A 24,671-nucleotide genomic window follows, 5' to 3' on the forward strand; every position below is an offset into this window, starting at 1 on the left:
CGGCGAAGCCGGACGAGACGAGACGACACGACAGGGCAGACGGATGGCGAAGGCGAGCAACGTCCTAAACGTAAGACCTAAAGCGGCGAACGTTTCGACCGGGATCTCGGGCGACGACCGGAAGGCCGTCGCCGACATGCTGAGCGAGATCGTGGGCCAGACCTACCGGGTGCTGCTGCGCTCGCAGGTGGTGCACTGGAACGTGGTCGGCCCGCTGTTCCAGCTTGTCCACGTCCTCACCGAGCAGCACTACTCCGACATGTTCGCGGCGGTAGACACGCTGGCCGAGCGCATTCGTGCGCTCGGAGCGCCGGCCCCGAGCGCACGCGTCACCGCCGGGCTCGACAAGGCGCTGTCGCTCGAAGGCCGCCCGACGGTCAAGGGCATGGTGGAGGAGCTCATCGAGGATCACGAGGGCCTCGCCCGATTGATCCGCGAGGGCGCGGAGCACGCCGAGGACGCCAAGGACTTCGTCACCCACGATCTCCTCGCCGCCCGGCTCGCCTTCCATGAGAAGGCGGTGTGGATGTTGCGGGCGACGATCGCCGACTGAAGGCAACACGGACCAGAACACGCGGAGGCGCGACATGGCGTATGTTTCGCATGGTGCGTATCGTTCCTATTCCCTCGATCGCCGCTTCGTGGCGCGCCCTGTCGTCACGTCGTGGACGGCGGCGGCGGCGTTCGTCGCGGTGATGGGCGCGATCGCGCTCCTGACCCTGTCCGCAGGCGCGCAGCACGCCGCGGCCGGCAAGGGCGACCGGCTCGCGTCCCCCGCTGTCTCGACGGCGCCGGCGGTGACCTCCTCCGCGGCTACGACAGGCGAGGGCTTCGTGACGAATGTTTCGTCCCGGACCACGACCGTCGCCAAGGGCGCAGCGACGCCGATCGATCCGTCGTCGCCTTACGCGCGCGACACGAAATGAGGAGCCGCCCGGGAGCTTCCGTCACGGCGTTCTATAGAAAGCGGCGATCCTCGCCGCGCGCCGGAACCGCGCGGCGATTTGGCTTATGGAATATTGACGTTTATGCGCCATTTCGGCTGATGGCGCGCATCGACCTAAATCCGGCGGCCGGCGGGCTCCGCCGAGGGACCAGGAAATGAGTGAACGAAAGACCGCAGAGACGGAGGTGGATCAGGATGTGCAGGCGCATATCGGCCGCCAGCTCCGTGCGGGATACGTGGACATTCTGAACCAGCCTGTGCCGGACCGGTTTCTCGAACTGCTGGCCGAGCTCGACAAGGCGCAGGGCGGCGCCGCGGAGCGGCCAGACGACGAAGACATTCGTCAGAATGGCGCTCGATGACTGCGGCGCCGACGCGGCCTCCCCGCGACGAGCTTGTCACCCACATCCCGAGCCTCCGCGCTTTCGCCGTCTCGCTCTCCGGTCAGGTCGACCGGGCTGACGATCTGGTGCAGGAGACGCTGGTCAAGGCGTGGCGGAACCTCTCGAGCTTCACCGAGGGGACCAACATGCGGGCGTGGCTCTTCACGATCCTGCGCAACGTCTACATTTCGGACATCCGTCGGCGTCGGCGGGAGGTCCAGGACACCGACGGCGTGTTCGCCGAGAGCGTGTCCGTGCCGCCGCAGCAGAACGGCCACATGGACCTCGCGGACTTCAAAGCCGCGCTCGCCGATCTGCCCGAGGAGCAGCGCGAGGCGTTGATCCTGATCGGCGCGGCCGAATTTTCATACGAGGAGGCGGCGGAGATCTCGAACTGCGCCGTCGGCACGGTCAAGAGCCGCGTCAATCGCGCGCGCAACGCGCTGGCGAAACGGCTCAACATCGATACGGCCGAGATCGGGCTGGAGCCGACCCTGCGCGCCGCGCTCGGGTCTTCCGGGTAGCTTGACGGCCGGCGCCCCCTCCTCCTGCGCCGTCGCGGTGATGTCGTGTTGAAGACGCTGCGCGCGAACATCGCGCTTCTCCTGATCGCCGCCAACCTGCCCGTGATCGCCCTCGCGGTCTGGATCGGCGTGCGCGACTTCAGGGCCGCGGACCTTTCCGACCGCGACCGGCTGGTGCAGGCGGCCGAGCTCGTAGCGGCGCGCGCGACCGCGTTTCCCGTCGAGCGCGAGCCGCTGTCGCAGCAGGCGCGTCGCGTCATCTTCCAGGATCGCGGATCGCGGGCGATGATCTCGGTCGCGATCCTCGACGGCGAGGGCCGCGTGATCGCGGAGGACGCCCAGTCTCCCCTCGGCGGCCGATGGTTGCCTGCCGGCGCCCTCCCGGACAAGCGCCTACCTTCCGACGAACGCATCCTGAAAGGACGTGGCGCGGACGGGCGCGCCTATCGCTACGCCATCGCGCCGATCGAAGGCGCGGCCGCGCGGGTCGTCGCCGCGACGCCCTTCGATTTCATGGGCCGCAGCCAGACCCAGTGGCTGCTGCTCGCCTTGGGCCTGCCCGCATTGATGAGCCTGCTCTGCGTCGGCCTCGTCCTGTTCGGGATCGAGCGCTTCGTGCTGCGCTGGATTCGCGCGCTCCGGGTCACCGCCGAGGCCTATCAGGGCGGCCGGCTCGACGTGAAGGCCACGAAGCTCGATGGCGCGCCGGCCGAGCTCGCGCGGCTCGGCGACGCGCTCGACGCCATGTCGGCCCGCGTCGACGAGCGCTCCAACGCGCTGCAGGCCGCCGTCGCCGACCGCGACACGCTTCTGCGCGAGCTTCATCACCGGGTGAAGAACAATTTCCAGATGATCGCGAGCCTGCTCGCGCTCCAACGCCAGGAGGCGCCGCAGTCGCTGTCTGCCGTGCTGCGCGCCCCGGAGGACCGCGTGCGCGCCATGGCCGCCGCCTACAAGGCATCCTACGCCAGCGGCGAGATCGGCCATGTGGACGTCGCCACGCTGGTGCGCGACGTCGCGCTGCAGGCCCGGGACGTGGGAACCGAACGTTCGTTCGACGTGTCCGTCGCGGTCGCGAACGACATCGGCGAGATCGATCTCGACCGGGCGGTGTCCGTCGCGCTGCTGTCGATGGAGCTGCTCACCGCGGCCGGCGCCGCCGGCTCCACCGCCTCCGTCAGCGTGTCGCCGTGCGAGGACGGCCGCATGATGCTCAGGATCGCCGCCGACGCGCCGGGCTGGCTGCCGGCGACCGGCCTACCGATGCGCCTGATCCGGGCCTACGCCGACCAGCTCTCGAGCGCGATCGAAGACGACGGCGCGGGCGTCGTGGCCTTCGCCTTCGCGCCGGCGTCCGACAAGCCCTCCATCGGGATGAAGCCGCGCCAGGCGACCGGCTGAGGCGGCCGGCGCCCGCGCCGCCGCTTGCGGGGCCGCCGCGCCTCGGCGTAAGCAGCGCGGATGGCTCCTCCTCCCCTGCTTCTCCTCAAGGACATCCGCCTCACCTTCGGCGGCTCCCCGCTGCTCGACGGCGCCGAAATCTCGGTCTCGGCCGGCGAGCGCTTGGGCCTCGTCGGCCGCAACGGCTCGGGCAAATCGACCCTGCTCAAGATCGCGGCCGGCCTCGTCGAGGCCGACGGCGGCTCCCGCTTCGTGCAGCCCGGCGCGACCATCCGCTACCTGCCGCAGGAGCCGGACCTGTCGGGCTTCGCCACCACCCGCGCCTATGTGGAGGCGGGGCTTGCGCCCGGCGACGACGAGCATCGCGCGTCCTACCTGCTGACGGCGCTCGGCCTGACAGGCGACGAGGACCCCAAGACCCTGTCGGGCGGCGAAGCGCGCCGCGCCGCGCTCGCCCGCACGCTCGCGCCCGAGCCGGACATCCTGCTGCTCGACGAGCCCACCAACCATCTCGACCTGCCGGCGATCGAATGGCTCGAGGCCGAGCTGAAATCGTCCCGCTCGGCGCTCGTGCTGATCAGCCATGACCGCCGCTTCCTCGAGAACCTGACCCGCGCCACGCTCTGGCTCGACCGCGGCCGCACCCGCAAGCTGGAGAAGGGGTTCGGCGCCTTCGAGGCCTGGCGTGACGAGCAGCTCGCGCAGGAGGAGCTGGAGCGTCACAAGCTCGACCGTCAGATCGAGCGCGAGAAGGATTGGCTGCGCTATGGCGTCACCGCCCGGCGCAAGCGCAACATGGGCCGGCTGCGGGCGCTCGACGATCTCCGCGAGAAGCGCCGGACGCAGCGCAAGGCGCAAGGGTCCGTCCAGCTCACCGTGACCGAGGGCGCGACGTCCGGAGCGCTGGTCGTGGAGGCGAAGAACGTCTCCAAGGCCTATGACGGCCGCCCCATCGTGACGGGATTCTCCACCCGCATCGCCCGAGGCGACCGCATCGGCCTCGTTGGCGCCAACGGCGCGGGCAAGACCACGCTGCTCAATCTGCTCACCGGAGTGCTCGCGCCCGACGAGGGCGTGATTAGGGTGGGCGCCAATGTCGAGATCGCGACGCTCGACCAGAAGCGCGCCAGCCTCGACCCCTCGACCACCCTGCGCGACGCGCTGACCCACGGCCGCGGCGACACGGTGGAGGTCGGCGGCCAGACCAAGCACGTCGTGTCCTACATGAAGGACTTCCTGTTCGGCCCCGAGCAGGCGGGCTCGCCGCTCTCCGCGCTCTCCGGCGGCGAGCGAGGCCGGCTGCTGCTCGCCCGCGCGTTGGCGCAGCCATCCAACCTGCTGGTGCTGGACGAGCCGACCAACGACCTCGACCTCGAGACGCTGGACCTGCTGCAGGAGATGATCGGCGAGTATCCCGGCACAGTGATCCTCGTCAGCCACGACCGCGACTTCCTCGACCGCACCGTCGACGCCGTCATCGCCTCCGAAGGCGGCGGCCGCTGGCAGGAATACGCCGGCGGCTACGCCGACATGATCGCCCAGCGCGGCCGCGGGGTGGACGCCCGCGGGCCGGCCGCGGCGCCGGCGTCCGAGAAGCCGAAGGCCGCGCCCTCGCCCGCCGCCCAGCCGGCGGCGCGGAAGAAGTTGTCCTTCAAGGACCAGCACGCGCTCGACACCTTGCCGAAGCGCATTGAGGAGCTGGAGGCGGAGATCGCCCGGCTCGCCGCGAAGCTCGCCGACCCGCAGCTTTACGCCCGGGATCCGAAGGCTTTCGCGAAGACGAGCGACGACCTCGCGAAGGCCGAGACGGAAAAGGCCGCGGCGGAGGAGCGCTGGCTGGAGCTCGAGATGATGCGCGAGGAGCTGGCGGCGGGGTAAAACCCTCCGCCGGAGCGCTCAGATGATCTCCATCCATGATCCCAACGATCCGCGCATCGCGCCCTATCGCGCCGTGCGGGAGCGCGATGTGGTGGGGCGCGGCGAGCGCTTCGTCGCCGAAGGCGAGGTGGTGCTGAGGCTGCTGATCGAGGGCGGACGGGGCGTTCCTTGCCGCCACGCCGCCGAAAGCCTGCTGATCGCGGAGAACCGCATCGAGGCTCTCGCCGGTCTGCTTTCCAAGCTTCCGCCCGAGGTCCCGGTCTACGCCGCGGGCCAGAGCGTGATGGACGCGGTGGTCGGCTTCCACATCCACCGTGGCGTGCTCGCCATCGCCCGCCGCGCGCCGCCCGAGACCACCGCCGCCCTGCTCGCCCGCCTGCCGGAACGGGCGCTGGCCGTCGTCCTCGTCGGCGTCGCCAACCACGACAATGTGGGCGGGATCTTCCGCAACGCCGCCGCCTTCGGCACCGACGCCGTGCTGCTGGACGAAACGAGCTGCGACCCGCTCTACCGGAAAGCGATCCGCGTCTCGGTCGGAGCCAGCCTGATCCTGCCCTTCGCCCGCGGCGGATCGGGCGGCGACCTGCTCGACGCGCTCGACGCGGAGGGCTTCTCGACCGTCGCCCTCAGTCCTGCGGGAGCTCGTGACATCGCGGAAATCGCCCCCTCCCCGCGCACGGCGCTGCTGCTGGGAGCCGAAGGTCCCGGTCTCCCCGCCGACCTCATGGCGAGGACTACGACAGCGCGCGTGCCAATGGCGGCCGGCTTCGACAGCCTGAACGTGGCGACGACGAGCGGCATCGCCCTCTACGCGCTTAGCGCGTGGACACAGGCATAAGCACAGCTACGGATTGCGCGAACGCGTCGCCACGCTCCAGTCTCGACCTGAAACTTCCGGGGAGGGTGTCATGCGCATGAGAACGCTGGGATCGCGGCGGGCGCTGGCCGTCGCCATCGCCCTGCTTGCGGGCGCGACGATAGCCGAGGCGGGGCACACCAAGATCGTGCGCAAGGACGGCTCCAAGGTGGACATCGTGACGACCGGAAACGGCACGATCGCCAAGACCTACGATCCGTCAGGCAAGCTCATGGGCAAGAAGACGCACTCCGATCTCAGCCTGCAGACAGGCCATCAGGACGCGATCCGCCTCTACTCCAAGCCCGGCGACGCGGTGTCGACCGACTGGAGCCAATGACCTCCGGTCACCCGGCGTTCAGCGCCTTGAGAAACACGTCCCCGAAGGCGTCGAGCTTGGCCGCGCCGACGCCCTTGACCTTGGCGAGCGCCTGCGGCGTCCGCGGCTTGACGGCCGCCATCTCCACCAGCGTGCGGTCGGCGAAGATCACATAGGCCGGCACGGCGCGGGCGATCGCGAGCTCGCGGCGGAGCGCCTTGAGCCGGCCGAGCAGTTCGCCGTCCACGCCGTCGAAGCCCACGCTCTCGGCCGTCATGCGGCGGCGCTCGCGCTTCTTCTCCTTGGGCTTGGCGATCATGACGCCTTCGGCGCCGTCGAGGATGCGACCGCCCTTCGGCGTGAGCTGGAGCCCTCCATAGGCGCCGGACTCGACCTTCAGCGCGCCGAGCGCCACCAGTTGCCGGACGACGCCGCGCCACTCGGCCGCCGGCCGGTCCGCGCCCTTGCCGAAACCCGGCAGCCGATCGTGGCCGCGCCCCGTCACCGTCTCGGACAGGTGGCCGACCGCCAGCGCCACGATGTGGGCCGCGCCGAAGCGCTCGCCGGTCGCGGCGACGAGGCCGAGCAGCAGCCGCGCCTCGCGCGCTCCGTCGATCACCTCGGGCGGGTCGAGGCAGGTGTCGCAGTTGCCGCAAGGGCCGGTGGTCTCGCCGAAATAGGCGAGCAGCGTCTGGCGCCGGCAGGAGGTCGTCTCGCAGAAGCCCACGAGCGCGTCGAGCCGGCGCGCCTCGACCCGTTTGCGCTCGTCGTCGCTGTCCTGCTCGTCGATGAAGCGGCGGCGGGTGCGCACGTCTTCGAGGCCATAGAACATGAGGGCTTCGGCCGGCGCGCCGTCGCGTCCCGCGCGGCCGATCTCCTGATAGTAGGCCTCGAGCGAGCCCGGAATGTCGCCGTGGACGACGTAGCGGACGTCCGACTTGTCGATGCCCATGCCGAAGGCGACGGTCGCGACCATCACCACGCCGGGCTCGGCCAGAAACGTCTCCTGCGCCGCTGAGCGCTCGGAGGCCTCCATGCCGGCGTGATAGGCGAGCGCGTTGACGCCGGCGTCGCGGAGCCTGGCCGCGGTCTCCTCGACCTTCTTGCGCGATAGCCGGTAGACCACGCCGCTCAGGCCCGGCCGCGACGTGACGTAGCGTTCGATCGCCGTCCCGACGTCCCGCTTCTCCGCGACCGAGATCGCGATGTTGGGCCGGTCGAAGCCCGCCACGAAGCTCTCGGCGCGGCCCGCGAACAGCTTGTCCAGAATGTCGGCGCGGGTGCCGTCGTCCGCGGTCGCCGTCAGCGCCACGAGCCGAGCGTCGGGCAGCGCCTCCCGCAGCCGGCCAAGCGTCAGGTATTCCGCGCGGAAGCTGTGGCCCCATTGCGAGATGCAGTGCGCCTCGTCAATCGCGACCAGCGACACCGGCAGACGGCCGAGCGCGCCGAGCATGCGGTCGGTCATCAGCCGCTCGGGCGCCATGTAGACGATCTTCGCCTCGCCCGAGGCGACCCGCCGCCACGAGGCGACGTTCTCCTCGCGCGATTTCGCGGAGTGGATCGCCTCGGCGCAGACGCCGTCGAGCCTGAGGCCCGCCACCTGGTCGTCCATCAGCGCGATCAGCGGCGAGACCACCACAGCGAGCCCGCCCTTCACCAGCGCGGGCACCTGATAGCACAGCGATTTTCCTGCGCCGGTCGGCATGACCGCCAGCACGTCGCGGCCCGAGAGCAGCGCGTCGATCACCCGTTCCTGACCGGGGCGGAACTCGTCGAAGCCGAAGGCGGTCTTCAGCACGCGCCGCTTCTCCGCCTCCAGGGCGGGCGGCAGGGCGTTCGGGCGCAGCTCGATCGTGTCGGACACCGCCTATGGTTACGCGATTCGCGCCCTGCGGGGGATGCGGGAGCGGGCGCCGTCCCCAGTTCGCGGCGCGCCCGGCGCCGTTCGCGCGGGCGGGAAGGGCCCCGCCGGCGCGCTGCGGCATTGATCCGTCAGCCGCGGCGGTAGTCGTCGTCGACGCGGATGATGTCGTCCTCGCCGAGATAGCTGCCGGACTGCACCTCGATCAGCTCGAGCGGGATGACGCCGGGGTTCTCGAGCCGGTGCGTCACGCCGAGCGGCACGTGCACGGACTCGTTTTCCCGGAGCAGGCGCGTCTCGTCGCCGATCGTCACCTGCGCGGTGCCCCGCACCACGATCCAGTGCTCGGCGCGGTGCACGTGGCTCTGCAGCGACAGCCTGCGCTTGGGCTTGACCGTGATGCGCTTGACCTGGAAGCGCGCTCCGTCGTCGAGGATCTGGTACGAGCCCCAGGGGCGGTGCACCAGCGACGCCGAGGTCGCGGTCGGCTCGCCGCGCGCGGTCAGCGCGGCCACCATCGCCTTCACCTCGTCGGTCCGCTCGCGCGTGGTGACGAGCACCGCGTCCTGCGTCGCCACCACCACGACGTCGTCGACGCCGACCACGGCGGTGAGGTATTTGTCCGAGCGGACGTAGCAGTTGGTGCTGCCGATCGCGGCGGTCGGTCCGATCAACGCGTTGCCGTCGGCGTCCCGCGGCGCGATCTCCCACAGCGCCGACCAGCTGCCGACATCGGACCAGCCGAAGGCGCCGGGCGTCACCGCCATCAGCGGCGTCTTCTCCATCACGGCGAAGTCGATCGACTTCGCTTCGGCCCGCGCGAAGCTGTCCGGATCGAGCCGCAGGAAGTCGAGGTCCTGTCGGGCACCGTCGGCCGCGGCGATCGCGGGCCCGGCGATCCCCGGCGCGAGCCTTTCAAGCTCGTCCTGCAGCGTCTGCGCGCGCGTCAGGAAGTTGCCGGAGTTCCAGAGGCATCCCTCGGCGATCAGCCGCTCGGCGGCCTCCCGGGCCGGCTTTTCCACGAAGGCCGCGACCGCGCTGACGCCGGGCGCGCCGTCGAGCGGAGCGCCCGGGCGGATGTAGCCGTATTTCGAGGTCGGCTCGGTCGGCTCGACGCCGAAGGCGACGATGCGGCCCGCCTCGGCCGCCGGCAGGCCGCGGGCGACCGCCTCGAGAAAGCCCGGCTCGTCCAGCACCACATGGTCGGACGCGAGCGCGAGCACGGCGGCCTCCGGGTCGCGCAGCGCCGCAAGCCGGACCGCGGCGCCGAGCGCCGCCGCGGAATCCCGGCGCGCCGGCTCCAGCGCGATCGTCGCGCGCGAGCCGATCTGCGCGAGCTGCTCGGCCACGATGAAGCGGTGCTCGGCGTTGGTGACGACGATCGGCGCGTCGAACCGCGCTGGATCCGCCACGCGGAGAGCCGTCGCCTGCAGCATGGTGCGCTCGCCCGCGAGCGGCAGGAACTGCTTCGGGTAGCTCTCGCGCGAGGCCGGCCACAGCCGCGAGCCCGTCCCGCCGCACAGGATGATGGGTATGACCTTCGCCATGCTCGCGCTCCTCCCGTCGCGCCCGCCGGCGCCGGCCCCACCATCCACGAAGACGTTAAAGAACGCGGTTCAACCGTCCGCGAGATGCGACGGCAACGCCAGGATCAGCGCCGAGAGGTCGGGCTCGATGACGGCGGCAGCGGCGTCGGGAAGCGAAAACCACCGCCGCTCGCGCTCGTCCTTCTCCGGCCAGTCCGCCAGCTCCTCCGTCACCCGCAGCGGAAACACGCCGACGCGGCAGGGACGGTCGGCGCCGAACGCCATCCTCTTCACATACTCGAACTGGCCGACCTCGGGCAGCGGGTCGCCGTGGAGCCCGGCTTCCTCGAACGCTTCGCGCCTCGCGGCGTAGACCGGCGTGCGGCCTTTCATCGGCCAGCCCTTCGGGATGATCCAGCGCCGGGTCTCGCGGGTGGTGATCAGCAGCACCTCGACGCCGCCCGGCGCCTCCCTGAAAGGCAGGGCGCCATACTGCTGTCGAACCTTCTTCGCGAGCTTCTCGCGCTTAGCCATTCCCGGGGAGATCCCTTCCGAATCCTCGTCCCCCGAAGGAGACCGTGGAACCCGAGACATAGGGTCCCGCAGGCGTTCGGCCTCCCCATGACGACGCATCGCGGTTAGCCCGCCGTCGTCATGGTCCCGAACCCCGGTCGTCGCCCCCTCGACCATCCCGCCGACGATACGGGGATTCGCGTCCCGGGTCAGGCCGCGATCGACGTCTGCGCGCTGTCGATCCTCCGGACTTCCCGCCGTTCGCGCGCGACCGCGACGCCTAGGTTTCGAGCCGCCGCCATGCTAGGCCTCGCGCCATGACGGCGCAGGCGGCGGGCGGACATCGGGGCGGACTCTTGCGACGCGTCGGCGTCGTGCTCGCGGCCTATGCGCTCGTCGTCCAGTCCGCGCTCGCGGGCCTCGCGCATCATCACGCCGCCGCCGCTCCGCAGCGCTTCGACCTGGCGCTGACCCTGTGCTCGGGCGACGCCGCGAGCGCGCCGGCCCAGGACCGCGACCGTTTCGCCTGCTGCGGCGTCGGCTGTCTCGGCGCGCCGCAACCGGCGCCATCGCCTGCGGGCGGCGCCGCGCTTCTGGCCCGCCCCGCCGCCGTCGCGGCCACGCCGGGCGCGGCCGTCGAGCGCTTGGCCCAGCGGAGCGACGGCCCCGCTCTCGCGCGTGGCCCGCCAGCCTGACGGCGCCGACGACATCGCACATCCCACATGCCGACGTCGGGTCGAGGCCGGGCCTCCCCGCATTCGCAAGGACTGACGCCATGCTGAAACTGACGCTTCGCGCGGCCGCCGCCGCAGCGTTCGCCGCCTTCGCCCTCCCCGCGCCGGCGCACGAGTTCAAATCCGGGTCGATCGAGATCGACCATCCGTGGTCGCGCGCGACCCCGAGCGGCGCCAGGGTCGCCGGCGGCTACCTCGTGATCAGGAACGGCGGCGACGCGCCCGACCGCCTGATCGGGGCGAAAGCCGACGTCGCCGGACGGGTGGAGATCCACGAAATGACCGTGAAGGACGGCGTGATGACCATGCGGCCGCTGCCGGAAGGCGTGGAGGCCCCCGCGCACGGCGAGGTGGCGCTGAAGCCCGGCGGCCTGCATCTGATGCTGCACGAGCTGAAGCGCCCGCTCGCACAGGGCGAGACGTTCGCCGGCGCGCTGACCTTCGAGAAGGCGGGCGAGATCAAGGTGGAGTTCGTCGTCGAGGCGCTCGGCGCGCGGGGCCCTGAGGCCAAGGCCGGCGAGCACGCGCACTGACGCGCAAGCGTACGGGCGGGGCGCGCCCCGCCCGTACGCTTGGCAGGCCTTCAGAGCGACTCGAGCAGGCGTTCCGCGCTCGACAGGTCGGCCTTGCCGGGCGAATCCTCGACCGCGAGCGAGGTGACGACCATGTCGTCGAGCAGCATGGCGTAGCGCTTCGAGCGGATGCCGAGACCGCCGCCGGAGGCGTCGAGCTCGAGCCCGATCGCCTTGGCGAAATCGGCGTTGCCGTCCGACAGGAACTCGATCTTGCCCTTCGCGCCGGTGGCTTCGGCCCAGGCGTTCATGACGAACACGTCGTTGACGGAGGTCACGGCCACCACGTCGACGCCCTTGGCCTGAAGCGCGTCCAGGTTCTTCAGGTAGCCCGGCAGGTGGTTCTTGTGGCAGGTCGGCGTGAAGGCGCCGGGCACAGCGAACAGAACCGCCTTCTTCCCCGCGAACAGCTCGTCGGCCATCACGGTGGCGGGACCGTCGGGCCCCATGGTGCGGAAGGTGGTGTTGGGCAGGCGGGAACCGACCTCGATGGCCATCGCGGACTCCTGACGCAGTGAAGCCGGGAAGTCGGCGACGCCCCGGCGGGCGGAACGATTTCGTCTTAGAGGCTGTCTGGAGCCATGGATAGGGGTCTACGGCGTCCGGAGGATGGCGCCGAGAGGCACCGAGGTCTCGATCGCCCGCTCCGGCGCCGCGAGCGTCAGGCGGAGGCCGGAGGCCGGCAGCTCACGGTCGAAGGGAATGCGGAACCGCGCCTTGCCGGCCTCGCTCCCTCCAAGGGGTTCGGGCGCCCTCACGAAGCCGCCCTCCCCGGTCTCGGCGAACAGCGTCACCGGGCCGGGAGCGGCGGCGACCACCTCCACGGCCGGCTTCCCGTCCGGCCCGTCGCGGCGGCTGACGGAGGCGATCGACAGTCCTTCCGCGGCTGCGCCGAACGCGGTGCGCTTCGGGGTCTTCGCCAGCGCGCGGCGCACCGCGGCGGCGGCCGGGCCGGGATAGGCGCCCTCCGGCGCGAGGTCGAGCGCGGTCTCCGCGCGCACCGGCACGCAGACCTTGTCGCAGACGCCGTAGTTCGCCACCAGCGCCAACCGCACCGGCCGCGACGGGTCCTGCGCCCGCACCGTCGCCGGCAGCACCACCTCGCCGTGATAGACGTTGGCGATGCCGCTCTCGTCGGTCATGCGCTCCGGCGCGGGATAGGCGATGTCGACGCCCGCCAGATTGGTCGAGGCGGCGAAGTCGAACTGGGGCGGCACGCCGCTGTCGCCGGGCTGGCGCCAGTAGGTCTTCCAGCCGGCGTCGAGCCGGATCGCGACGCCGACCAGCCGGCCGCCGTCCGGCGCCGCGCCGGCGTCGATCAGGCGAAGCTCGGAGGAGCCGTCGCGGGTCCATGGGCTCGCCGGCTCGCCTGACGCGGGAGCGGCGACGAGCGCGGCGGCGGCCGCGGCGATGGCGAGGCGTGCGATCATTCCCGTTAGGTAGCGCCGCCGCGGCCACACGCCAAACGCAACTCGTCGTGACGCGGCCGGGGCGCGACAGCGGCGCGGCGACGCAGACGCGCGCGGCGTCTCTTTCAAAACCGCCGGCCCGGCCCTACTCTTTCCCACATGCCGGAAATTCTTCGCCAATCGAAGCTCGGACGTAACGCCAGATCAGGCTATCTCGACGGTCAGGTGCTCGTCGCGATGCCGGGGATGTCGGACGATCGGTTCGCGCGCACGGTGATCTACGTCTGCGCGCATTCGTCCGAGGGCGCGATGGGCATCGTCGTCAACAAGCCGGCGCCGCACATCAGCTTCCCCGACCTTCTGGTGCAGCTCGGCGTGATCGCCGAGGGCGACGAGATCCGGCTTCCGGACGCGGCGGGAGGCATCCCGGTCCTGCGCGGCGGCCCGGTCGAGTCCGGCCGGGGCTTCGTGCTGCACTCCGCCGACTTCATGATCGAGGACTCGACGCTCTCGATCGACGACGGCATCTGCCTCACCGCGACCCTCGACATCCTGAAGGCGATCGCCAAGGGCGGCGGCCCGAAGAACGCCGTGCTCGCGCTCGGCTACGCCGGCTGGGCGCCGGGCCAGCTCGAGACCGAAATCCAGGCCAACGGCTGGCTGAACTGCCCGGCCGACCGCGACCTCGTCTTCGGCGACAGCGTCGACACAAAGTACGACCGCGCGCTGGCGAAGATCGGCATCGACCTCGGGAAGCTCTCGGCCGAAGCCGGCCACGCGTGACGCGCGGGCGTCGTCAGTCCTCGACGCGAAAGCTCGCGACGTAGTCGCGACAGGTGGGCTTGGCCTGCTCGGCGATGGCCCCCGGGTATTCGCACACGACGGTGTACACGCCGACCTGCGTCTTGGACGCCCGCATCACGACGCCGCGAGACCGCCCCTGAAACTCGGCGTGCGCCACGTCTTCGTCGCCCACCCGTTCAGGTCTGACCTCCGGAACGGCGGCGCCCTGCTTGGCCGCGACATTGGCCACCAGTTGGCGGAGATCGACGTCCTTCTGCCGCGCCGTCCTGACGGTCTCGATCGCGCCGAACTCCATGCCGTCGGCGCTTTTGCCGCCCACTCCGTGCAGAACCAGCTCGCCGATGTTGGGGTCGTCGAAAGTGATCGAATAATCGTTGAAGGGGATCGGCGACAGGACGCTGAAGCGCCCTCTGGTCGACTTGGCCGGATACCAGCCGTCGGCGTCCTTGATCGCGACCTGCGTCCTGTGCATCTCGACCTTCGGCTTGGCCGGTTCGCCGCTGGCCGCCCCCGAAATCGCCGCTGTGGCCAGCGCCAGCGCCAACGCGCGCCGCTTCATCCGCATGCCCGTCACCTTCTCCGCAGCGCGCCCTGCATCACCCGACGGGCGACGCCCTCCGGCGCGAGGCCGAGCAGGCGGTCGCAATCCTCGGCGCTCATGGCCTCGCCGAAGGCGTAGCCCTGCGCGAACACGCAGCCGAGGTGGTAGAGCTCGACCGCGTCGCTGTCGGTTTCGACGCCTTCGGCGACCACCTCCATGCCAAGGTCGTGCGCGAGCCGCACGATCGATCGCAGAATAACGGGCCGCTCGCCGCGCCCGGTCGGGCGCACGAAGGACTTGTCGATCTTCAGCACGTCGAAGGGGAAGCGCTGGAGATAGGCGAGGCTCGAGTGGCCGGTGCCGAAATCGTCGAGCGAGAGCCCGGCTCCAAGCTCCCTGAGCCGCGTCAGCATCTGCGCCGCGTGCTCGGGGTTCTCCATGACGAGGCTCTCGGTCAGCTCGATCTTGAGCGTGCCGTGCGGCAGGGCGTAGCGGGCGAGCACGTTCTGGATGTCCTGCACCAGATCCTGCCGCAGGAACTGGCGGCTCGACACGTTGACCGACATGAACAGCGGCGGCTCGCCCGGCACCCGCGCCTGCCAGGTCGCAAGCTGGCGGGCGGCCTCGTCGAGCGCGAACAGCCCGAGGTCGACGATCAGCCCGGTCTCCTCGGCGATCGTGATGAACTCCGACGGCGACCGCCGGCCGTAGCGCGGATGCTCCCAGCGCAACAGCGCCTCGAAGCCGGCGATGGTGCGGTCCTCGAGCCGCACGATTGGCTGGAAGTGCACCTTGATCTCGTTCCGCTCCAGCGCGCGGTTGAGTTCGCCCGCGATCAGCACCCGGTCGGTGGTCGCGACCCGCATGGTGGGCTTGAACACCTCGATGTGGTCGCCGCCGAACCGCTTGGCGTGGTACATGGCCACCTCGGCGTTCTTCAGCATCTCATCGCCGGAGGCGCCGGAGCGGCCGTCGGTTAGCGCGAGTCCGATCGAGGCGGTCAGGAACAGCTCGCGGCCGCCGAAGGTGATCGGCGAGCGCAGCGTCCGCTTCAGGGTGTCGGCGAAGGCCGTGATGCTTTCGCCGTCGCGCTCGGAGAGCAGCAGCACGCCGAACTGGTCGCCGCCGAGGCGCGCCAGCGTGTCTTGCGGCTTCAGCAGCCGCGAGAGACGGCGAACCACCGTGATCAGGATGGTGTCGCCCGTGGTGACGCCGACGCTCTCGTTGATCTTCTTGTAGCGGTCGATGTCGAGCACCATCACCGTCGGCCGAAGCGAGGGCTCGCTCTGCGCATAGGCGAGCGCGGCGTCGAGCCGGTCCACGAACAGCTCGCGGTTCGGCAGGCCGGTCAGGTTGTCGTGCACGGCGTTCTGGAGCAGGCGCTCCTCGGTGGTCTTGGAATCGGTGACGTCGAGCAGCGTGCCGACGCAGCGCACAACCTCGCCGTCCGCGCCCACCACCGGCCGCGCGCGCAGCAGGTACCAGAGATAGTGGCCGTCGGGGCCGCGCAGGCGGAAGGTCTCGACCAGCCGGCCCTGCCGCTCCTCCACCAGCGCGTCGAGCGCGGCCCGGAAGCGGTCGCGGTCGGCGGAGTGGACGATGTCGAGCCAGCGCGCCGCCGGCCCCTCCAGCGCGCCGCGGCGCAGGCCGAGCGACTGTTCGAGCTCCGGTCCGGCGTTGACCCGGTCGGCCTCCACATCCCAGTCCCACACGATGTCGCCGGAGCCGGTGACCGCCAGCGCCCGGCGCTCGACGTCCGAGACCTGCCCCGGCGCGACGGCGCCGCCGGCGAATGCGTGCTGCATCACGGTGAAGCCGATCAGCAGCACGATCAGCACGAGCCCGCCCACCAGCGCCGGCGCGACGATGTCGTTCGACAGCGCGCCGCCGATCGTCGCGGCGCCAGCCATCGACCACGCCACCAGCAGCGCCCAGGTCGGCGCCAGCATCACGGCGCGGTCGTAGCCCTTGGCCGCGAACCAGACCACGATGCCGAAGCCGATGACCGCGACCGCGCCCAGCGACATGCGGGCGATGCCGGCCGCGACCGGCGCGTCGTAGGCCGCGAGCCACACCAGCGCGAGCAGGAACACCAGCCACGCGCCCATCACGTGGCTGTAGCGCACGTGCCAGCGGTTGAGGTTGAGATAGGCGAACAGGAACACCAGCATGGTGGCGGCGAGCGCCGCCTCGCTGCCGGCCCGCAGGATGCGCTCGAACTCCGGCGTCAGTTCGAAGATCTTGCGCCAGAAGCCGAAATCGACGCCGAGATAGACCAGCACAGCCCAGGCGAGCGCGGCCGCCGCCGGGAACATCACGCTGCCCTTCACCACGAACAGGATGGTCAGGATCAGCGCCAGCAGGCCGCCGATGCCGAGCATGATGCCGCGGTAGAGCGTGAACGAGTTGACCTTGTCCTTGAAGACGCCCGGCTCCCACAGCGTGAGCTGAAGGAGCTTCGGCGAGGCGAGCTCCACCACGTAGGTGACGGTCGCGCCGGGATCGATCGTCAACACGAAGACGTCGGCGTCGTCGGAGCTTTGCCGGTCGGGGCGTACGCCCTGGCTCGCGGTCACGTTGCGGATGCGGTCGTCGCCGAGATCGGGCCACAGCGCGCCGGAGCCGACGAGGCGGAAGTGCGGCGACACCAGCAGCCGGTCGATCTGCTCGTCGCCGTCGTTGCGCAGCGCGAACACCGCCCATTGTCGCCCGTCGCCGGTCCGTTCGGAACGCACCTCAATGCGGCGCACGATGCCGTCGGCGCCGGGGAAGGTGGCGACCTGGATGCGGTCGGCCTGCCCCATCGGGCGCTCGATGGCGCCGAGCAGGTCGATCGCCATGTCGTCCGGTCCGATGGAAAGCGGCTGCAGCGCCGCCGCGGGAACGGTCCCGGCCAGCGTCAGGATGGCGAGCAGCAGCGCCGGAAGCAGGGCGCGGACGATACGCAACGCGGGGCGTCTCCCAGAACTCCGGCGACGGCCGGCTCGGCGGCCCCGCGCGGCGAAGGGCCGGACGAAGCCTTGTCATGGCGTTCCGCCGGTCGGCGAAGCGCCGGTACGTTAGCCCAGCGCGGGCTCGCGCAGAAGCGCGTAGAGTAGGTGATCCTGCCAAACCCCGTCGATGCACAGGTATTGCCGCGCGTAGCCCTCGCGCTCGAAGCCGGTCTTCTCCAGCAGGCGGATAGAGGCGGCGTTGCGCGGCAGGCAGGCGGCCTCGAGGCGGCGCAGCTTCAGACCCTCGAACACGAACGGCTTCAGCGCGGTCACCGCCGCAGTCATCAGGCCGCGCCCGGCGTAGGGCCGGCCCATCCAGTAGCCGACCGAGCAGGTCTGGGCCACGCCGCGCCGCACCTGGCTCAGCGTCACTCCGCCCACAAGCTCGCCGCCGGCGCCGAACACGAAGAACGGATAGGCTTGGTCCTGTTCGAGCTCGCGCATGTAGCGCTTGATCCGGCGGCGGAAGGCGAGCCGCGACAGGTCGTCCGCGGGCCAGATCGGCTCCCAGGGCTTGAGGAACTCGCGGCTCGCCGCGCGAAGCTCCGCCCAGGCCTGATGGTCCGCCATCTGCGGCACGCGCAGGGAGACGCCCTCGCCGATGATGACCGGGATCGTCTCGGATGCGGCGAGCGTCCGGAAGAACGCCATGGCGCGGTCCGTCAGGCCGCAGGCCGGCGGGCGCCGAGGCGCTCGGCGATGCGTTCGGCGGCCATCAGCCGGCGGGTCGGGCCGATCGCCGCGAGCGTCGGCGGCGTCGCCAGCATCCGGCGCCCGGCAGCGCGGGCGGCCTCCGCCGTGACCGCCTCGATCTTCGCCACGGTCTCCTCCGCGTCGAGCGGTCGGCCATAGGCGAGTTGGTGGCGGGCGTGATGGTCGGCGCGCGCGGCCGGCTGCTCCAGCGCCATCAGCAGGCCGGCCTTCATCTGCGCCTTGGCGCGGGCAGTCTCGCGCTCGTCGGCGGCGTCCGCCGCGGCCTGCAGCACGTCGATCATGACCGGCAGGATCTCGGCGGCGTCCTCCGGCCCGAGCGCGGCGTAGGCGCCGAACATGCCGACGTCGGCGTAGGACCAGTGGAAGGCGTGGACCGAATAGGCGAGCCCGCGGCGCTCGCGCACCTCCTGGAACAGGCGGGACGACATGCCGCCGCCCGCGAGATTGGCGAAGACCTGCGCGGCGTAGGCGTCGTCCGCCTCGTAAGGCCGGCCCTCGAAGGCGAGGGTGACGTGAAGCTGCTCCAGATCGCGCTTCTCGCGCCGGACGTCGCCGCCGACATAAGAGGCGGGCGCGGGCTTCGGCGCCTCGCCGCCCGGCAGCGCCGCGAAGCGCTGCTCCGCCTCCGCGACCACCGCCTCATGCTCCACCGCGCCTGCCGCCACCACGACCGCGTTCGAGGCGCGGTAGCCGCGCGCGAGGAAGCCCGACAACGCGGCGCGGTCGAGCGCGCGCACGGTCTTGGGCGTGCCGAGGATCGAACGGCCGAGCGGCTGGCCGGGGAAGGCCGCGTCCTGCGCCATGTCGAAGACGAGATCGTCGGGCGTGTCCTCGACCGAGCCGATCTCCTGGACGATCACGTTCTTCTCGCGCTTCAGCTCCTCGGCGTCGAAGGACGGCTCGGTGACGATGTCGGCGAGGATGTCGAGCGCGAGAGCCACGTCGTCCTTCAGCACGCGGGCGGAATAGCCGGTCTGCTCGACGCCGGTGGCGGCGTTGAGGTCGCCGCCGACCTGCTCGATCTCCTCGGCGATCGCGATCGCCGAGCGCCGGGCCGTGCCCTTGAACGCCATGTGCTCGAGCAGATGGGCGAGGCCGTGCTCGTTCTCGGCCTCGGAGCGCGCGCCGGCGCCGAACGAGACCCCGACGGCGGCCGTCCCCAGCCCGGGCATCGCGTCGGTGACGACCGCGAGGCCGGAGGGGAGCATCGTGAGGCGGGCGCTCACGCGGCCGCGTCCCGCGCGACGCGGGCGTGTTCGGCGACATAGGCCTCGATCGCGGCGACGTCGTTCGGCAGGCGCGTCAGGCGCTCCGGCCGGTCCAGCAGGTCGGCGAGATGCGGCGGCAGCGCCGGGCGGATGCCGGACGCGGCCTCGACCGCGTCGGGGAACTTGGCGGGATGGGCGGTCGAGAGCACCACGGTCGGCGTCGCCGGATCGAGCGCCGCCGCGTCGGCGACCGCGTAGGCCACCGCCGTATGAGTGTCGAGCAGATAACCCGTGTCGCGCTTCACGCGCGCGATCGTCTCGCCGACCTCGGCCTCGCCGGCGCGGCCGGCGTCGAAATCCCGGCGGATCGCGGCGAGCGCCTCGTCCGCGATCGTGAACGACCGCGCCTGCGCGAGCGAGGCCATCGCGGAGCGCACCGTCGCGGGATCGCGGCCGACCGCGTCGAACAGCAGGCGCTCGAAGTTCGACGACACCTGGATGTCCATCGAGGGCGAGGTCGTCGCGGTGACGCCCGTCACCTCGTAACGCCCGGTTTCGAGCGTGCGGGCCAGGATGTCGTTGACGTTCGTCGCGATCACCAGCCGGCCTACGGACAACCCCATGCGCTTCGCCACATAACCCGCGAACACGTCGCCGAAATTGCCGGTCGGCACCACGAAATCGACCTCGCGGTGCGGCGCGCCGAGCGCGACGGCGGCGGTGAAGTAGTAGACCGCCTGGGCCAGCACCCGCGCCCAGTTGATCGAGTTCACGCCCGCGAGCGCCAGCCGGTCGCGGAAGGCGTGATGGTTGAACATCGCCTTCACATGCGCCTGCGCGTCGTCGAACGAGCCGTCGATCGCGATCGCGTGCACGTTCGCGTCCGGCACGGTCGTCATCTGGCGGCGCTGGACCTCCGAGACCTTGCCGTGCGGCATCAGGATGAAGACGTCGACGCGCGAACGGCCGCGGAAGGCCTCGATCGCGGCGCCGCCGGTGTCGCCGGAGGTGGCGCCGACGATGGTGGCGCGCAGGCCTCGCTCGGCCAGCACGTGGTCCATCAGCCGCGCAAGCAGCTGCATCGCCACGTCCTTGAAGGCGAGCGTCGGCCCGTGGAACAGCTCGAGCACGAAGCGGTTGTCGCCAGTCTGCACGAGCGGCGTCACGGCCGGATGCCGGAAGCTCGCATAGGCCTCCGCGATCATCGCCTTTAGCGTCGGCCGCGCGATGGCGTCGCCGACGAAGGGCGCGATCACCGCTTCCGCGACCTCGGCGTAAGGCCGGCCGGCGAAGCCCGCGATGGTCTCGCGCGACAGCGTCGGCCAGGTCTCCGGCACGTAGAGGCCGCCGTCGCGCGCGAGCCCCGCCAGCATGGCGTCGGCGAAGCCGAGCCTGGGCGCGTCGCCGCGGGTCGAGACATAGGCGATCGCCATGCCGAGAATGCTCCGTCAGAACCGAAAAGAGTGCGCCAAACTAGGCCCGAGGGGACCGCGTCGCAAGCGCGGGGACCGGCTAGCGGCCCCGCCGATCGCGCAGGATCCGCCAGGCGAAGGCGGCGAACACGCCGACCAGCGCAGCGGCGAGGCCGAACCAGGTCAGCGCGTATTCAAGATGGCGGTTGGGAAAGCTGACCCGCGTCTCGCCGCCCTGGGGGAAGCCGCCAGGGTTCGGCGTCGCGTCGGCGTCGATGGTGAAGGGCGCCGTGCGGTCGAGGCCGAGGCCGGCGGCGATCGCAGCCGGATCACGCGCGAAGAACAGCCGCTTCGCCGGCTGGTCGGCGGGCGTGAAGGGGTTGCGGTCCTCGGGCGTCCGCAGCACGCCCGTGACGGTGACGGGACCGGTCGCCTGCCCCTCCGCGCGGGTCGCAGGATCGGCCTTCGGTTCGGGCGTGAAGCCGCGGTTGACGATGATGCGGGAGCCGTCGGCGAGGACGAGCGGCGTCAGGATGAAGTATCCCGGGCCGCCGGCCGGTCCCCGCGGCTCCGACAGCGCGACATAGACCCGCGCCTCGCGGGCGTGGTCGAAGATGCCCTCCACCCGGACGCGGCGGTAGGCCCATTGGTCAACGTCGAGGCCGGCCCACTCCGCTTCCGCCGGCGGCGCGGCCGGCTCCGCGGCCATCCGGCTCTCGATGCGGGCGACCAGCGCCTCCTTCCAGGCGAGCCGCTGGAGCTGCCATAGGCCGAGCCCGACCAGCAGCGCGAAGGCCGCGAGCGCGGCCGCGCCGACGACCGCGAGCTTCACCGGCGGCTTCACGCCGTCACCGGTCGAGCCGCGCTTCGGCGGCGGCGTTGCGGTGCTGGAGCACGATCAGCACGCCCTTCATCAGCCGGAGCAGCGCGAGGCAGACCAGCACGACCGCGGGCAGCGACACGACGAGATGAACCCACATCGGCGGCTCGAACGCGAACTCCAGCCAGAGCGCGAAGGCGAGCGTGACGAAACCGCCGATCAGCGTGACGAACACCGCCGGCCCGTCGCCGCTGTCGGCGAAGCCGTAGTCGAGGCCGCAGGACTCGCAGGCGGGCTTCAGCGCGATGTAGCCGTCGAACAGCGCGCCCCGGCCGCAGGCGGGGCAGCGGCCGAGCAGTCCCGCGGCGGCGGTCGCCCCGGCGGAGGGCCGTGCGGGATCGGTCATGGCGTCGGCTCCTCGTGACGGTCCCGGCGGTATGGCGCGCCGACGCGCCAAAACGCAAGAGGCCGCCGGCGCGGAGCCGGCGGCCTCCCGTTCATAGGTCGTCGCGGGCCGTCAGTGCGGCGCGCCGGCGCCCCAGACGTAGATCGCGGCGAACAGGAACAGCCAGACCACGTCAACGAAGTGCCAGTACCAGGCCGCGGCTTCGAAGCCGAAATGGTGCTGCGGCGTGAAGTGGCCCTTGTAGACCCGCGCCAGGCACACGGCGAGGAAGATGGTGCCGACGATCACGTGGAAGCCGTGGAAGCCGGTCGCCATGAAGAAGGTCGCGCCGTAAATGTTCTGCGAGAAGCCGAACGCGGCGTGGCTGTACTCGACCGCCTGAACGAAGCTGAAGATGACGCCGAGCGCGATCGTCAGCCACAGGCCCTGCTTCAGGCCCTTGCGGTCGCCGTGCAGCAGCGCGTGGTGCGCCCAGGTGATCGTGGTGCCCGACGTCAGCAGGATCGTGGTGTTGAGCAGCGGCAGGTGCCAGGGGTCGAAGGTCTCGACCCCCTTCGGCGGCCACACGCCGCCGACGAACTCGGTGCGCTGGAACTGGTGCGCCTCGTTTGGGAACAGCGCGACGTCGAAATAGGCCCAGAACCACGCCACGAAGAACATCACCTCGGAGGCGATGAACAGGATCATGCCGTAGCGGTGGTGAAGCTGGACGACGCGGGTGTGGAAGCCGGTGTTGGCCTCCTTGATGACGTCCGCCCACCACGAGATCGCGGAGTAGAGCAGGCCCGCGAAGCCGATCGAGAAGATCCACGGCGCCGAGCCGTGCATCCACAGCACCGCGCCGATCGCGGTGACGAAGGCCGCCATCGACGCCAAGAACGGCCATGGGCTCGGATCGACGAGATGGTAGTCGTGGTGCTTGGCGTGGGCGTCGGCCATCGAGGTCTCCCCTTGAATTCTTCTCGTTCTGGTCCGCTCAGGCGGCTGAAGCGTCGCGGCGCCGTGCGGTCTAGAGTCTGGGTCGGTCGGTCCCGGCGGAGGCGAGCGGCTTCGGCTTCACCGGGAAGAAGGTGTAGGACAGCGTGATGTGGTTCAGCCGGTCGAGCTCGCGGTTGTCCGCGATCGACGGATCGATGAAGAAGGCGACCGGCATGTCGATCTCCTCGCCGGGCTTCAGCGTCTGCTCGGTGAAGCAGAAGCACTGCAGCTTGGCGAAATAGCCGCCGGTGGTCTCCGGCGTGACGTTGTAGGTCGCGGTGCCGGTCAGCTCGCGGTCGGAACGGTTGCGGGCCTTGAAGATCACCAGATTGCTCTCGCCGACCTTCACCTTCATCTGCGTGGTCTCGGGCCGGAACGACCAGTCGAGCCCCTGGCCGACATTGCTGTCGAAGCGCACGGTGATCTCGCGGTCGAGCGCCGCGGCGGGGGCCGCGGTCGCGACCTGCGTCGTGCCGCCGAAGCCGGTGGCGCGGCAGAACATGTCGTAGAGCGGAACGGCGGCGTAGGCCGCGCCGACCATGGCGGCCACGAAGGCGACGCAGCCGACCGCGATGCGGGCGTTGCGGCGGTTCATGTCGGCCGGGCTCGGGGTCTCGCTCATGCTCTCCTCACAGCGGCCGGTTCAGCACGGCGCCGCCGAGCTTGAACACCGTCACCAGCCAGAAGATCACGACCAGCGACCCGAGCGCCAGGGCGAGCGCCACATTGCGGCGGTTGCGCTGGCGCTTCTGCTCCGGTGTCAGCACGACGCCGCGGTCTTCGGGCTCGGTCATCGCGCTCACGCCCAGCTCACGGCCGGCAGGCCCGCCAACTTCTCGACCAGCACGGCGGCGAGAAGCGCGAACAGGTAGATCAGCGAGAAGCCGAACAGGCGGCCCGCGGCCTTGCGGGCGAGCTCGCCCTCGCGACGGCGGTACACGGCGACGGCGTGCGCGACGAAGGCGAGGCCGCCGACCGCCGAGATGGCGAGGTACGCCCAGCCGCCGAGCCCGATGAAGGCCGGCGCCACGCCGAGCGGCGCGAGCGCGAGCGCGTACAGCAGGATCTGCCTGCGGGTCTCGTCCGGCCCCGCGACCACCGGCAGCATCGGCACGCCTGCGCGGGCGTAGTCATCCGACTTGATGAGGCAGAGCGCCCAGAAGTGCGGCGGCGTCCACATGAAGATGATCGCGACCAGCAGCGCGCTTTCAAGGCTGACCGCGTTCGCCATGGCGGCCCAGCCGACCATCGGCGGCATCGCGCCGGCGAGCCCGCCGATGACGATGTTCTGCGGCGTCCAGCGCTTCAGCCACATCGTGTAGATCACGACGTAGAAGAAGATCGTGAAAGCGAGCAGGCCGGCCGCCAGCCAGTTGGCGACCAGGCCGAGGGTGAGCACCGAGCCGACCGAGAGCGTCATGCCGAAGGCGAGCGCCTCGCCGGGCTGGACGCGGCCGGCGGGCACGGGCCGGGTCGCGGTGCGCGCCATGACGGCGTCGATGTCGGCGTCCCACCACATGTTCAGCGCGCCGGAGGCTCCGGCGCCGATGGCGATGCAGAGCAGCGAGATCGCGCCCAGCACGGGATGCAGGCCTTCAGGCGCCGCCACCATGCCGACGAGCGCGCTGAACACGACGAGCGACATCACCCGCGGCTTCAGCAGCGCGAGATAGTCCTCGACGCCGGCGAGGCTCGGCCCGGGCAGAGCCGGCAGCGCGCCGGTCTCGATCGGTTCGTCGTGAGCGAAGGACATGAACGCGGCAGGCCTCTTTCTGCGGCCGGAACGGGACGGTCGTCCCGGTCAGGCCTCATGCAATGCGTCACGCCCGAACCCTCGCGGGGCCGGATCGCCCCGTCCAGCGACATGACACGG

At 71.0% G+C, this 24,671-nt stretch carries 27 protein-coding genes; 11 read left to right on the forward strand and 16 right to left on the reverse strand.

The features are described from left to right. Nucleotides 1-136 precede the first annotated feature (136 nt). The 8 genes from ACFSCV_RS14305 to ACFSCV_RS14340 all read left to right on the forward strand — a co-directional run bounded on the left by ACFSCV_RS14305 (nt 137) and on the right by ACFSCV_RS14340 (nt 6,328). Entirely contained in the window at nt 137-553 is a 417-nt protein-coding gene (locus ACFSCV_RS14305) for a Dps family protein (RefSeq protein WP_378800248.1), read from the forward strand. A gap of 88 nt (nt 554-641) precedes the next feature. Continuing rightward, the gene (locus ACFSCV_RS14310) at nt 642-926 is read left to right on the forward strand and encodes a hypothetical protein (protein WP_378800249.1); all 285 of its coding nucleotides are present in this window, start codon (nt 642-644) and stop codon (nt 924-926) included. A 175-nt stretch (nt 927-1,101) separates the two neighbouring features. Next, complete coding sequence (locus ACFSCV_RS14315; RefSeq protein ID WP_378800250.1) at nt 1,102-1,308, forward strand: NepR family anti-sigma factor; 207 nt, start codon at nt 1,102-1,104, stop codon at nt 1,306-1,308. Next, nucleotides 1,305-1,853: a sigma-70 family RNA polymerase sigma factor gene (locus tag ACFSCV_RS14320; protein ID WP_378800251.1), complete on the forward strand. Its 549-nt coding sequence runs from the start codon at nt 1,305-1,307 to the stop codon at nt 1,851-1,853. Before ACFSCV_RS14315 ends, ACFSCV_RS14320 begins: the two co-directional genes overlap by 4 nt. Nucleotides 1,854-1,898: 45 nt before the next feature. Next, on the forward strand, nt 1,899-3,254 hold the full coding sequence (locus tag ACFSCV_RS14325; protein ID WP_378800252.1) for a histidine kinase dimerization/phosphoacceptor domain -containing protein: 1,356 nt from the start codon (nt 1,899-1,901) through the stop codon (nt 3,252-3,254). 60 nt (nt 3,255-3,314) lie between these two features. Next, nucleotides 3,315-5,132, forward strand: a complete 1,818-nt coding sequence (locus ACFSCV_RS14330) for an ABC-F family ATP-binding cassette domain-containing protein (protein WP_378800253.1) — start codon at nt 3,315-3,317, stop codon at nt 5,130-5,132. A gap of 22 nt (nt 5,133-5,154) precedes the next feature. Beyond that, the gene (locus tag ACFSCV_RS14335; RefSeq protein ID WP_378800254.1) at nt 5,155-5,970 is read left to right on the forward strand and encodes a TrmH family RNA methyltransferase; all 816 of its coding nucleotides are present in this window, start codon (nt 5,155-5,157) and stop codon (nt 5,968-5,970) included. 70 nt (nt 5,971-6,040) lie between these two features. After that, on the forward strand, nt 6,041-6,328 hold the full coding sequence (locus ACFSCV_RS14340) for a hypothetical protein (RefSeq protein ID WP_378800255.1): 288 nt from the start codon (nt 6,041-6,043) through the stop codon (nt 6,326-6,328). Nucleotides 6,329-6,335: 7 nt separating this feature from the next. On the opposite strand, the gene recQ is transcribed toward ACFSCV_RS14340, so the two are convergent. From recQ to ACFSCV_RS14355, 3 genes are all read right to left on the reverse strand, one after another. Beyond that, a complete protein-coding gene (gene recQ, locus ACFSCV_RS14345) occupies nt 6,336-8,171 on the reverse strand; it encodes a DNA helicase RecQ (RefSeq protein WP_378800256.1) in 1,836 nt (611 codons plus the stop codon). 128 nt (nt 8,172-8,299) lie between these two features. Next, entirely contained in the window at nt 8,300-9,715 is a 1,416-nt protein-coding gene (locus ACFSCV_RS14350; protein WP_378800257.1) for a mannose-1-phosphate guanylyltransferase/mannose-6-phosphate isomerase, read from the reverse strand. Between the two features lie 69 nt (nt 9,716-9,784). Then, nucleotides 9,785-10,228: an NUDIX hydrolase gene (locus ACFSCV_RS14355; protein WP_378800258.1), complete on the reverse strand. Its 444-nt coding sequence runs from the start codon at nt 10,226-10,228 to the stop codon at nt 9,785-9,787. Between the two features lie 296 nt (nt 10,229-10,524). On the opposite strand from ACFSCV_RS14355, the gene ACFSCV_RS14360 reads away from it, so the two are divergent. Further along, nucleotides 10,525-10,902: a hypothetical protein gene (locus ACFSCV_RS14360; RefSeq protein ID WP_378800259.1), complete on the forward strand. Its 378-nt coding sequence runs from the start codon at nt 10,525-10,527 to the stop codon at nt 10,900-10,902. Between the two features lie 80 nt (nt 10,903-10,982). Further along, nucleotides 10,983-11,474 (forward strand): copper chaperone PCu(A)C, encoded by a 492-nt coding sequence (locus tag ACFSCV_RS14365; RefSeq protein ID WP_378800260.1) that lies wholly within the window; start codon nt 10,983-10,985, stop codon nt 11,472-11,474. 50 nt (nt 11,475-11,524) lie between these two features. Here the strand turns inward: ACFSCV_RS14365 and ACFSCV_RS14370 are convergent, their stop codons facing one another. Continuing rightward, nucleotides 11,525-12,010 carry a peroxiredoxin gene (locus ACFSCV_RS14370; RefSeq protein WP_378800261.1) on the reverse strand — a complete coding sequence of 162 codons (486 nt, stop codon included), beginning with the start codon at nt 12,008-12,010 and terminating at the stop codon, nt 11,525-11,527. A 96-nt stretch (nt 12,011-12,106) separates the two neighbouring features. Beyond that, nucleotides 12,107-12,943, reverse strand: coding sequence for a protein-disulfide reductase DsbD domain-containing protein (locus ACFSCV_RS14375; RefSeq protein WP_378800262.1), 837 nt, complete (start codon nt 12,941-12,943; stop codon nt 12,107-12,109). Between the two features lie 138 nt (nt 12,944-13,081). On the opposite strand from ACFSCV_RS14375, the gene ACFSCV_RS14380 reads away from it, so the two are divergent. Beyond that, nucleotides 13,082-13,705: a YqgE/AlgH family protein gene (locus ACFSCV_RS14380; RefSeq protein WP_378800263.1), complete on the forward strand. Its 624-nt coding sequence runs from the start codon at nt 13,082-13,084 to the stop codon at nt 13,703-13,705. A gap of 13 nt (nt 13,706-13,718) precedes the next feature. On the opposite strand, the gene ACFSCV_RS14385 is transcribed toward ACFSCV_RS14380, so the two are convergent. The 11 genes from ACFSCV_RS14385 to cyoE all read right to left on the reverse strand — a co-directional run bounded on the left by ACFSCV_RS14385 (nt 13,719) and on the right by cyoE (nt 24,551). Further along, nucleotides 13,719-14,291, reverse strand: a complete 573-nt coding sequence (locus tag ACFSCV_RS14385; RefSeq protein WP_378800264.1) for a hypothetical protein — start codon at nt 14,289-14,291, stop codon at nt 13,719-13,721. Nucleotides 14,292-14,296: 5 nt separating this feature from the next. Further along, a complete protein-coding gene (locus tag ACFSCV_RS14390; protein ID WP_378800265.1) occupies nt 14,297-17,215 on the reverse strand; it encodes an EAL domain-containing protein in 2,919 nt (972 codons plus the stop codon). Between the two features lie 111 nt (nt 17,216-17,326). Continuing rightward, nucleotides 17,327-17,911 carry a GNAT family N-acetyltransferase gene (locus ACFSCV_RS14395; protein WP_271199069.1) on the reverse strand — a complete coding sequence of 195 codons (585 nt, stop codon included), beginning with the start codon at nt 17,909-17,911 and terminating at the stop codon, nt 17,327-17,329. Between the two features lie 11 nt (nt 17,912-17,922). Next, nucleotides 17,923-19,200 carry a M16 family metallopeptidase gene (locus ACFSCV_RS14400; RefSeq protein ID WP_378800266.1) on the reverse strand — a complete coding sequence of 426 codons (1,278 nt, stop codon included), beginning with the start codon at nt 19,198-19,200 and terminating at the stop codon, nt 17,923-17,925. Further along, a complete protein-coding gene (thrC, locus tag ACFSCV_RS14405; RefSeq protein ID WP_378800267.1) occupies nt 19,197-20,615 on the reverse strand; it encodes a threonine synthase in 1,419 nt (472 codons plus the stop codon). The genes ACFSCV_RS14400 and thrC overlap by 4 nt, the downstream gene beginning before the upstream one ends. Before the next feature lie 79 nt (nt 20,616-20,694). Further along, nucleotides 20,695-21,438 (reverse strand): SURF1 family protein, encoded by a 744-nt coding sequence (locus tag ACFSCV_RS14410; protein WP_378800268.1) that lies wholly within the window; start codon nt 21,436-21,438, stop codon nt 20,695-20,697. Nucleotides 21,439-21,442: 4 nt separating this feature from the next. Further along, a complete protein-coding gene (locus tag ACFSCV_RS14415) occupies nt 21,443-21,820 on the reverse strand; it encodes a DUF983 domain-containing protein (RefSeq protein WP_378800269.1) in 378 nt (125 codons plus the stop codon). Nucleotides 21,821-21,931: 111 nt separating this feature from the next. Beyond that, on the reverse strand, nt 21,932-22,759 hold the full coding sequence (locus tag ACFSCV_RS14420; RefSeq protein ID WP_378800270.1) for a cytochrome c oxidase subunit 3: 828 nt from the start codon (nt 22,757-22,759) through the stop codon (nt 21,932-21,934). Between the two features lie 70 nt (nt 22,760-22,829). Then, the gene (locus ACFSCV_RS14425; protein WP_378800271.1) at nt 22,830-23,420 is read right to left on the reverse strand and encodes a cytochrome c oxidase assembly protein; all 591 of its coding nucleotides are present in this window, start codon (nt 23,418-23,420) and stop codon (nt 22,830-22,832) included. A gap of 7 nt (nt 23,421-23,427) precedes the next feature. Continuing rightward, nucleotides 23,428-23,601: a hypothetical protein gene (locus tag ACFSCV_RS14430; protein WP_378800762.1), complete on the reverse strand. Its 174-nt coding sequence runs from the start codon at nt 23,599-23,601 to the stop codon at nt 23,428-23,430. Next, nucleotides 23,598-24,551 (reverse strand): heme o synthase, encoded by a 954-nt coding sequence (cyoE, locus tag ACFSCV_RS14435; RefSeq protein ID WP_378800272.1) that lies wholly within the window; start codon nt 24,549-24,551, stop codon nt 23,598-23,600. Before cyoE ends, ACFSCV_RS14430 begins: the two co-directional genes overlap by 4 nt. Nucleotides 24,552-24,671: the final 120 nt, after the last annotated feature.

It is taken from the genome of Methylopila henanensis, assembly GCF_042681025.1.
Lineage (GTDB): Bacteria > Pseudomonadota > Alphaproteobacteria > Rhizobiales > Methylopilaceae > Methylopila > Methylopila henanensis.

What these genes read in the sequence shown, in the direction of transcription:
- ACFSCV_RS14315 (WP_378800250.1), top strand. Translation starts at nt 1,102, where the DNA reads ATGAGTGAACGAAAGACCGCAGAGACGGAGGTGGATCAGGATGTGCAG.
- ACFSCV_RS14420 (WP_378800270.1), bottom strand. Translation starts at nt 22,759, where the DNA reads ATGGCCGACGCCCACGCCAAGCACCACGACTACCATCTCGTCGATCCG.
- ACFSCV_RS14340 (WP_378800255.1), top strand. Translation starts at nt 6,041, where the DNA reads ATGCGCATGAGAACGCTGGGATCGCGGCGGGCGCTGGCCGTCGCCATC.
- ACFSCV_RS14425 (WP_378800271.1), bottom strand. Translation starts at nt 23,420, where the DNA reads ATGAGCGAGACCCCGAGCCCGGCCGACATGAACCGCCGCAACGCCCGC.
- ACFSCV_RS14385 (WP_378800264.1), bottom strand. Translation starts at nt 14,291, where the DNA reads ATGCGGATGAAGCGGCGCGCGTTGGCGCTGGCGCTGGCCACAGCGGCG.
- ACFSCV_RS14360 (WP_378800259.1), top strand. Translation starts at nt 10,525, where the DNA reads ATGACGGCGCAGGCGGCGGGCGGACATCGGGGCGGACTCTTGCGACGC.
- ACFSCV_RS14370 (WP_378800261.1), bottom strand. Translation starts at nt 12,010, where the DNA reads ATGGCCATCGAGGTCGGTTCCCGCCTGCCCAACACCACCTTCCGCACC.
- ACFSCV_RS14350 (WP_378800257.1), bottom strand. Translation starts at nt 9,715, where the DNA reads ATGGCGAAGGTCATACCCATCATCCTGTGCGGCGGGACGGGCTCGCGG.
- ACFSCV_RS14415 (WP_378800269.1), bottom strand. Translation starts at nt 21,820, where the DNA reads ATGACCGATCCCGCACGGCCCTCCGCCGGGGCGACCGCCGCCGCGGGA.
- thrC (WP_378800267.1), bottom strand. Translation starts at nt 20,615, where the DNA reads ATGGCGATCGCCTATGTCTCGACCCGCGGCGACGCGCCCAGGCTCGGC.
- ACFSCV_RS14395 (WP_271199069.1), bottom strand. Translation starts at nt 17,911, where the DNA reads ATGGCGTTCTTCCGGACGCTCGCCGCATCCGAGACGATCCCGGTCATC.
- ACFSCV_RS14365 (WP_378800260.1), top strand. Translation starts at nt 10,983, where the DNA reads ATGCTGAAACTGACGCTTCGCGCGGCCGCCGCCGCAGCGTTCGCCGCC.
- ACFSCV_RS14375 (WP_378800262.1), bottom strand. Translation starts at nt 12,943, where the DNA reads ATGATCGCACGCCTCGCCATCGCCGCGGCCGCCGCCGCGCTCGTCGCC.
- ACFSCV_RS14335 (WP_378800254.1), top strand. Translation starts at nt 5,155, where the DNA reads ATGATCTCCATCCATGATCCCAACGATCCGCGCATCGCGCCCTATCGC.
- cyoE (WP_378800272.1), bottom strand. Translation starts at nt 24,551, where the DNA reads ATGTCCTTCGCTCACGACGAACCGATCGAGACCGGCGCGCTGCCGGCT.
- ACFSCV_RS14330 (WP_378800253.1), top strand. Translation starts at nt 3,315, where the DNA reads ATGGCTCCTCCTCCCCTGCTTCTCCTCAAGGACATCCGCCTCACCTTC.
- ACFSCV_RS14305 (WP_378800248.1), top strand. Translation starts at nt 137, where the DNA reads ATGCTGAGCGAGATCGTGGGCCAGACCTACCGGGTGCTGCTGCGCTCG.
- ACFSCV_RS14380 (WP_378800263.1), top strand. Translation starts at nt 13,082, where the DNA reads ATGCCGGAAATTCTTCGCCAATCGAAGCTCGGACGTAACGCCAGATCA.
- ACFSCV_RS14320 (WP_378800251.1), top strand. Translation starts at nt 1,305, where the DNA reads ATGACTGCGGCGCCGACGCGGCCTCCCCGCGACGAGCTTGTCACCCAC.
- ACFSCV_RS14355 (WP_378800258.1), bottom strand. Translation starts at nt 10,228, where the DNA reads ATGGCTAAGCGCGAGAAGCTCGCGAAGAAGGTTCGACAGCAGTATGGC.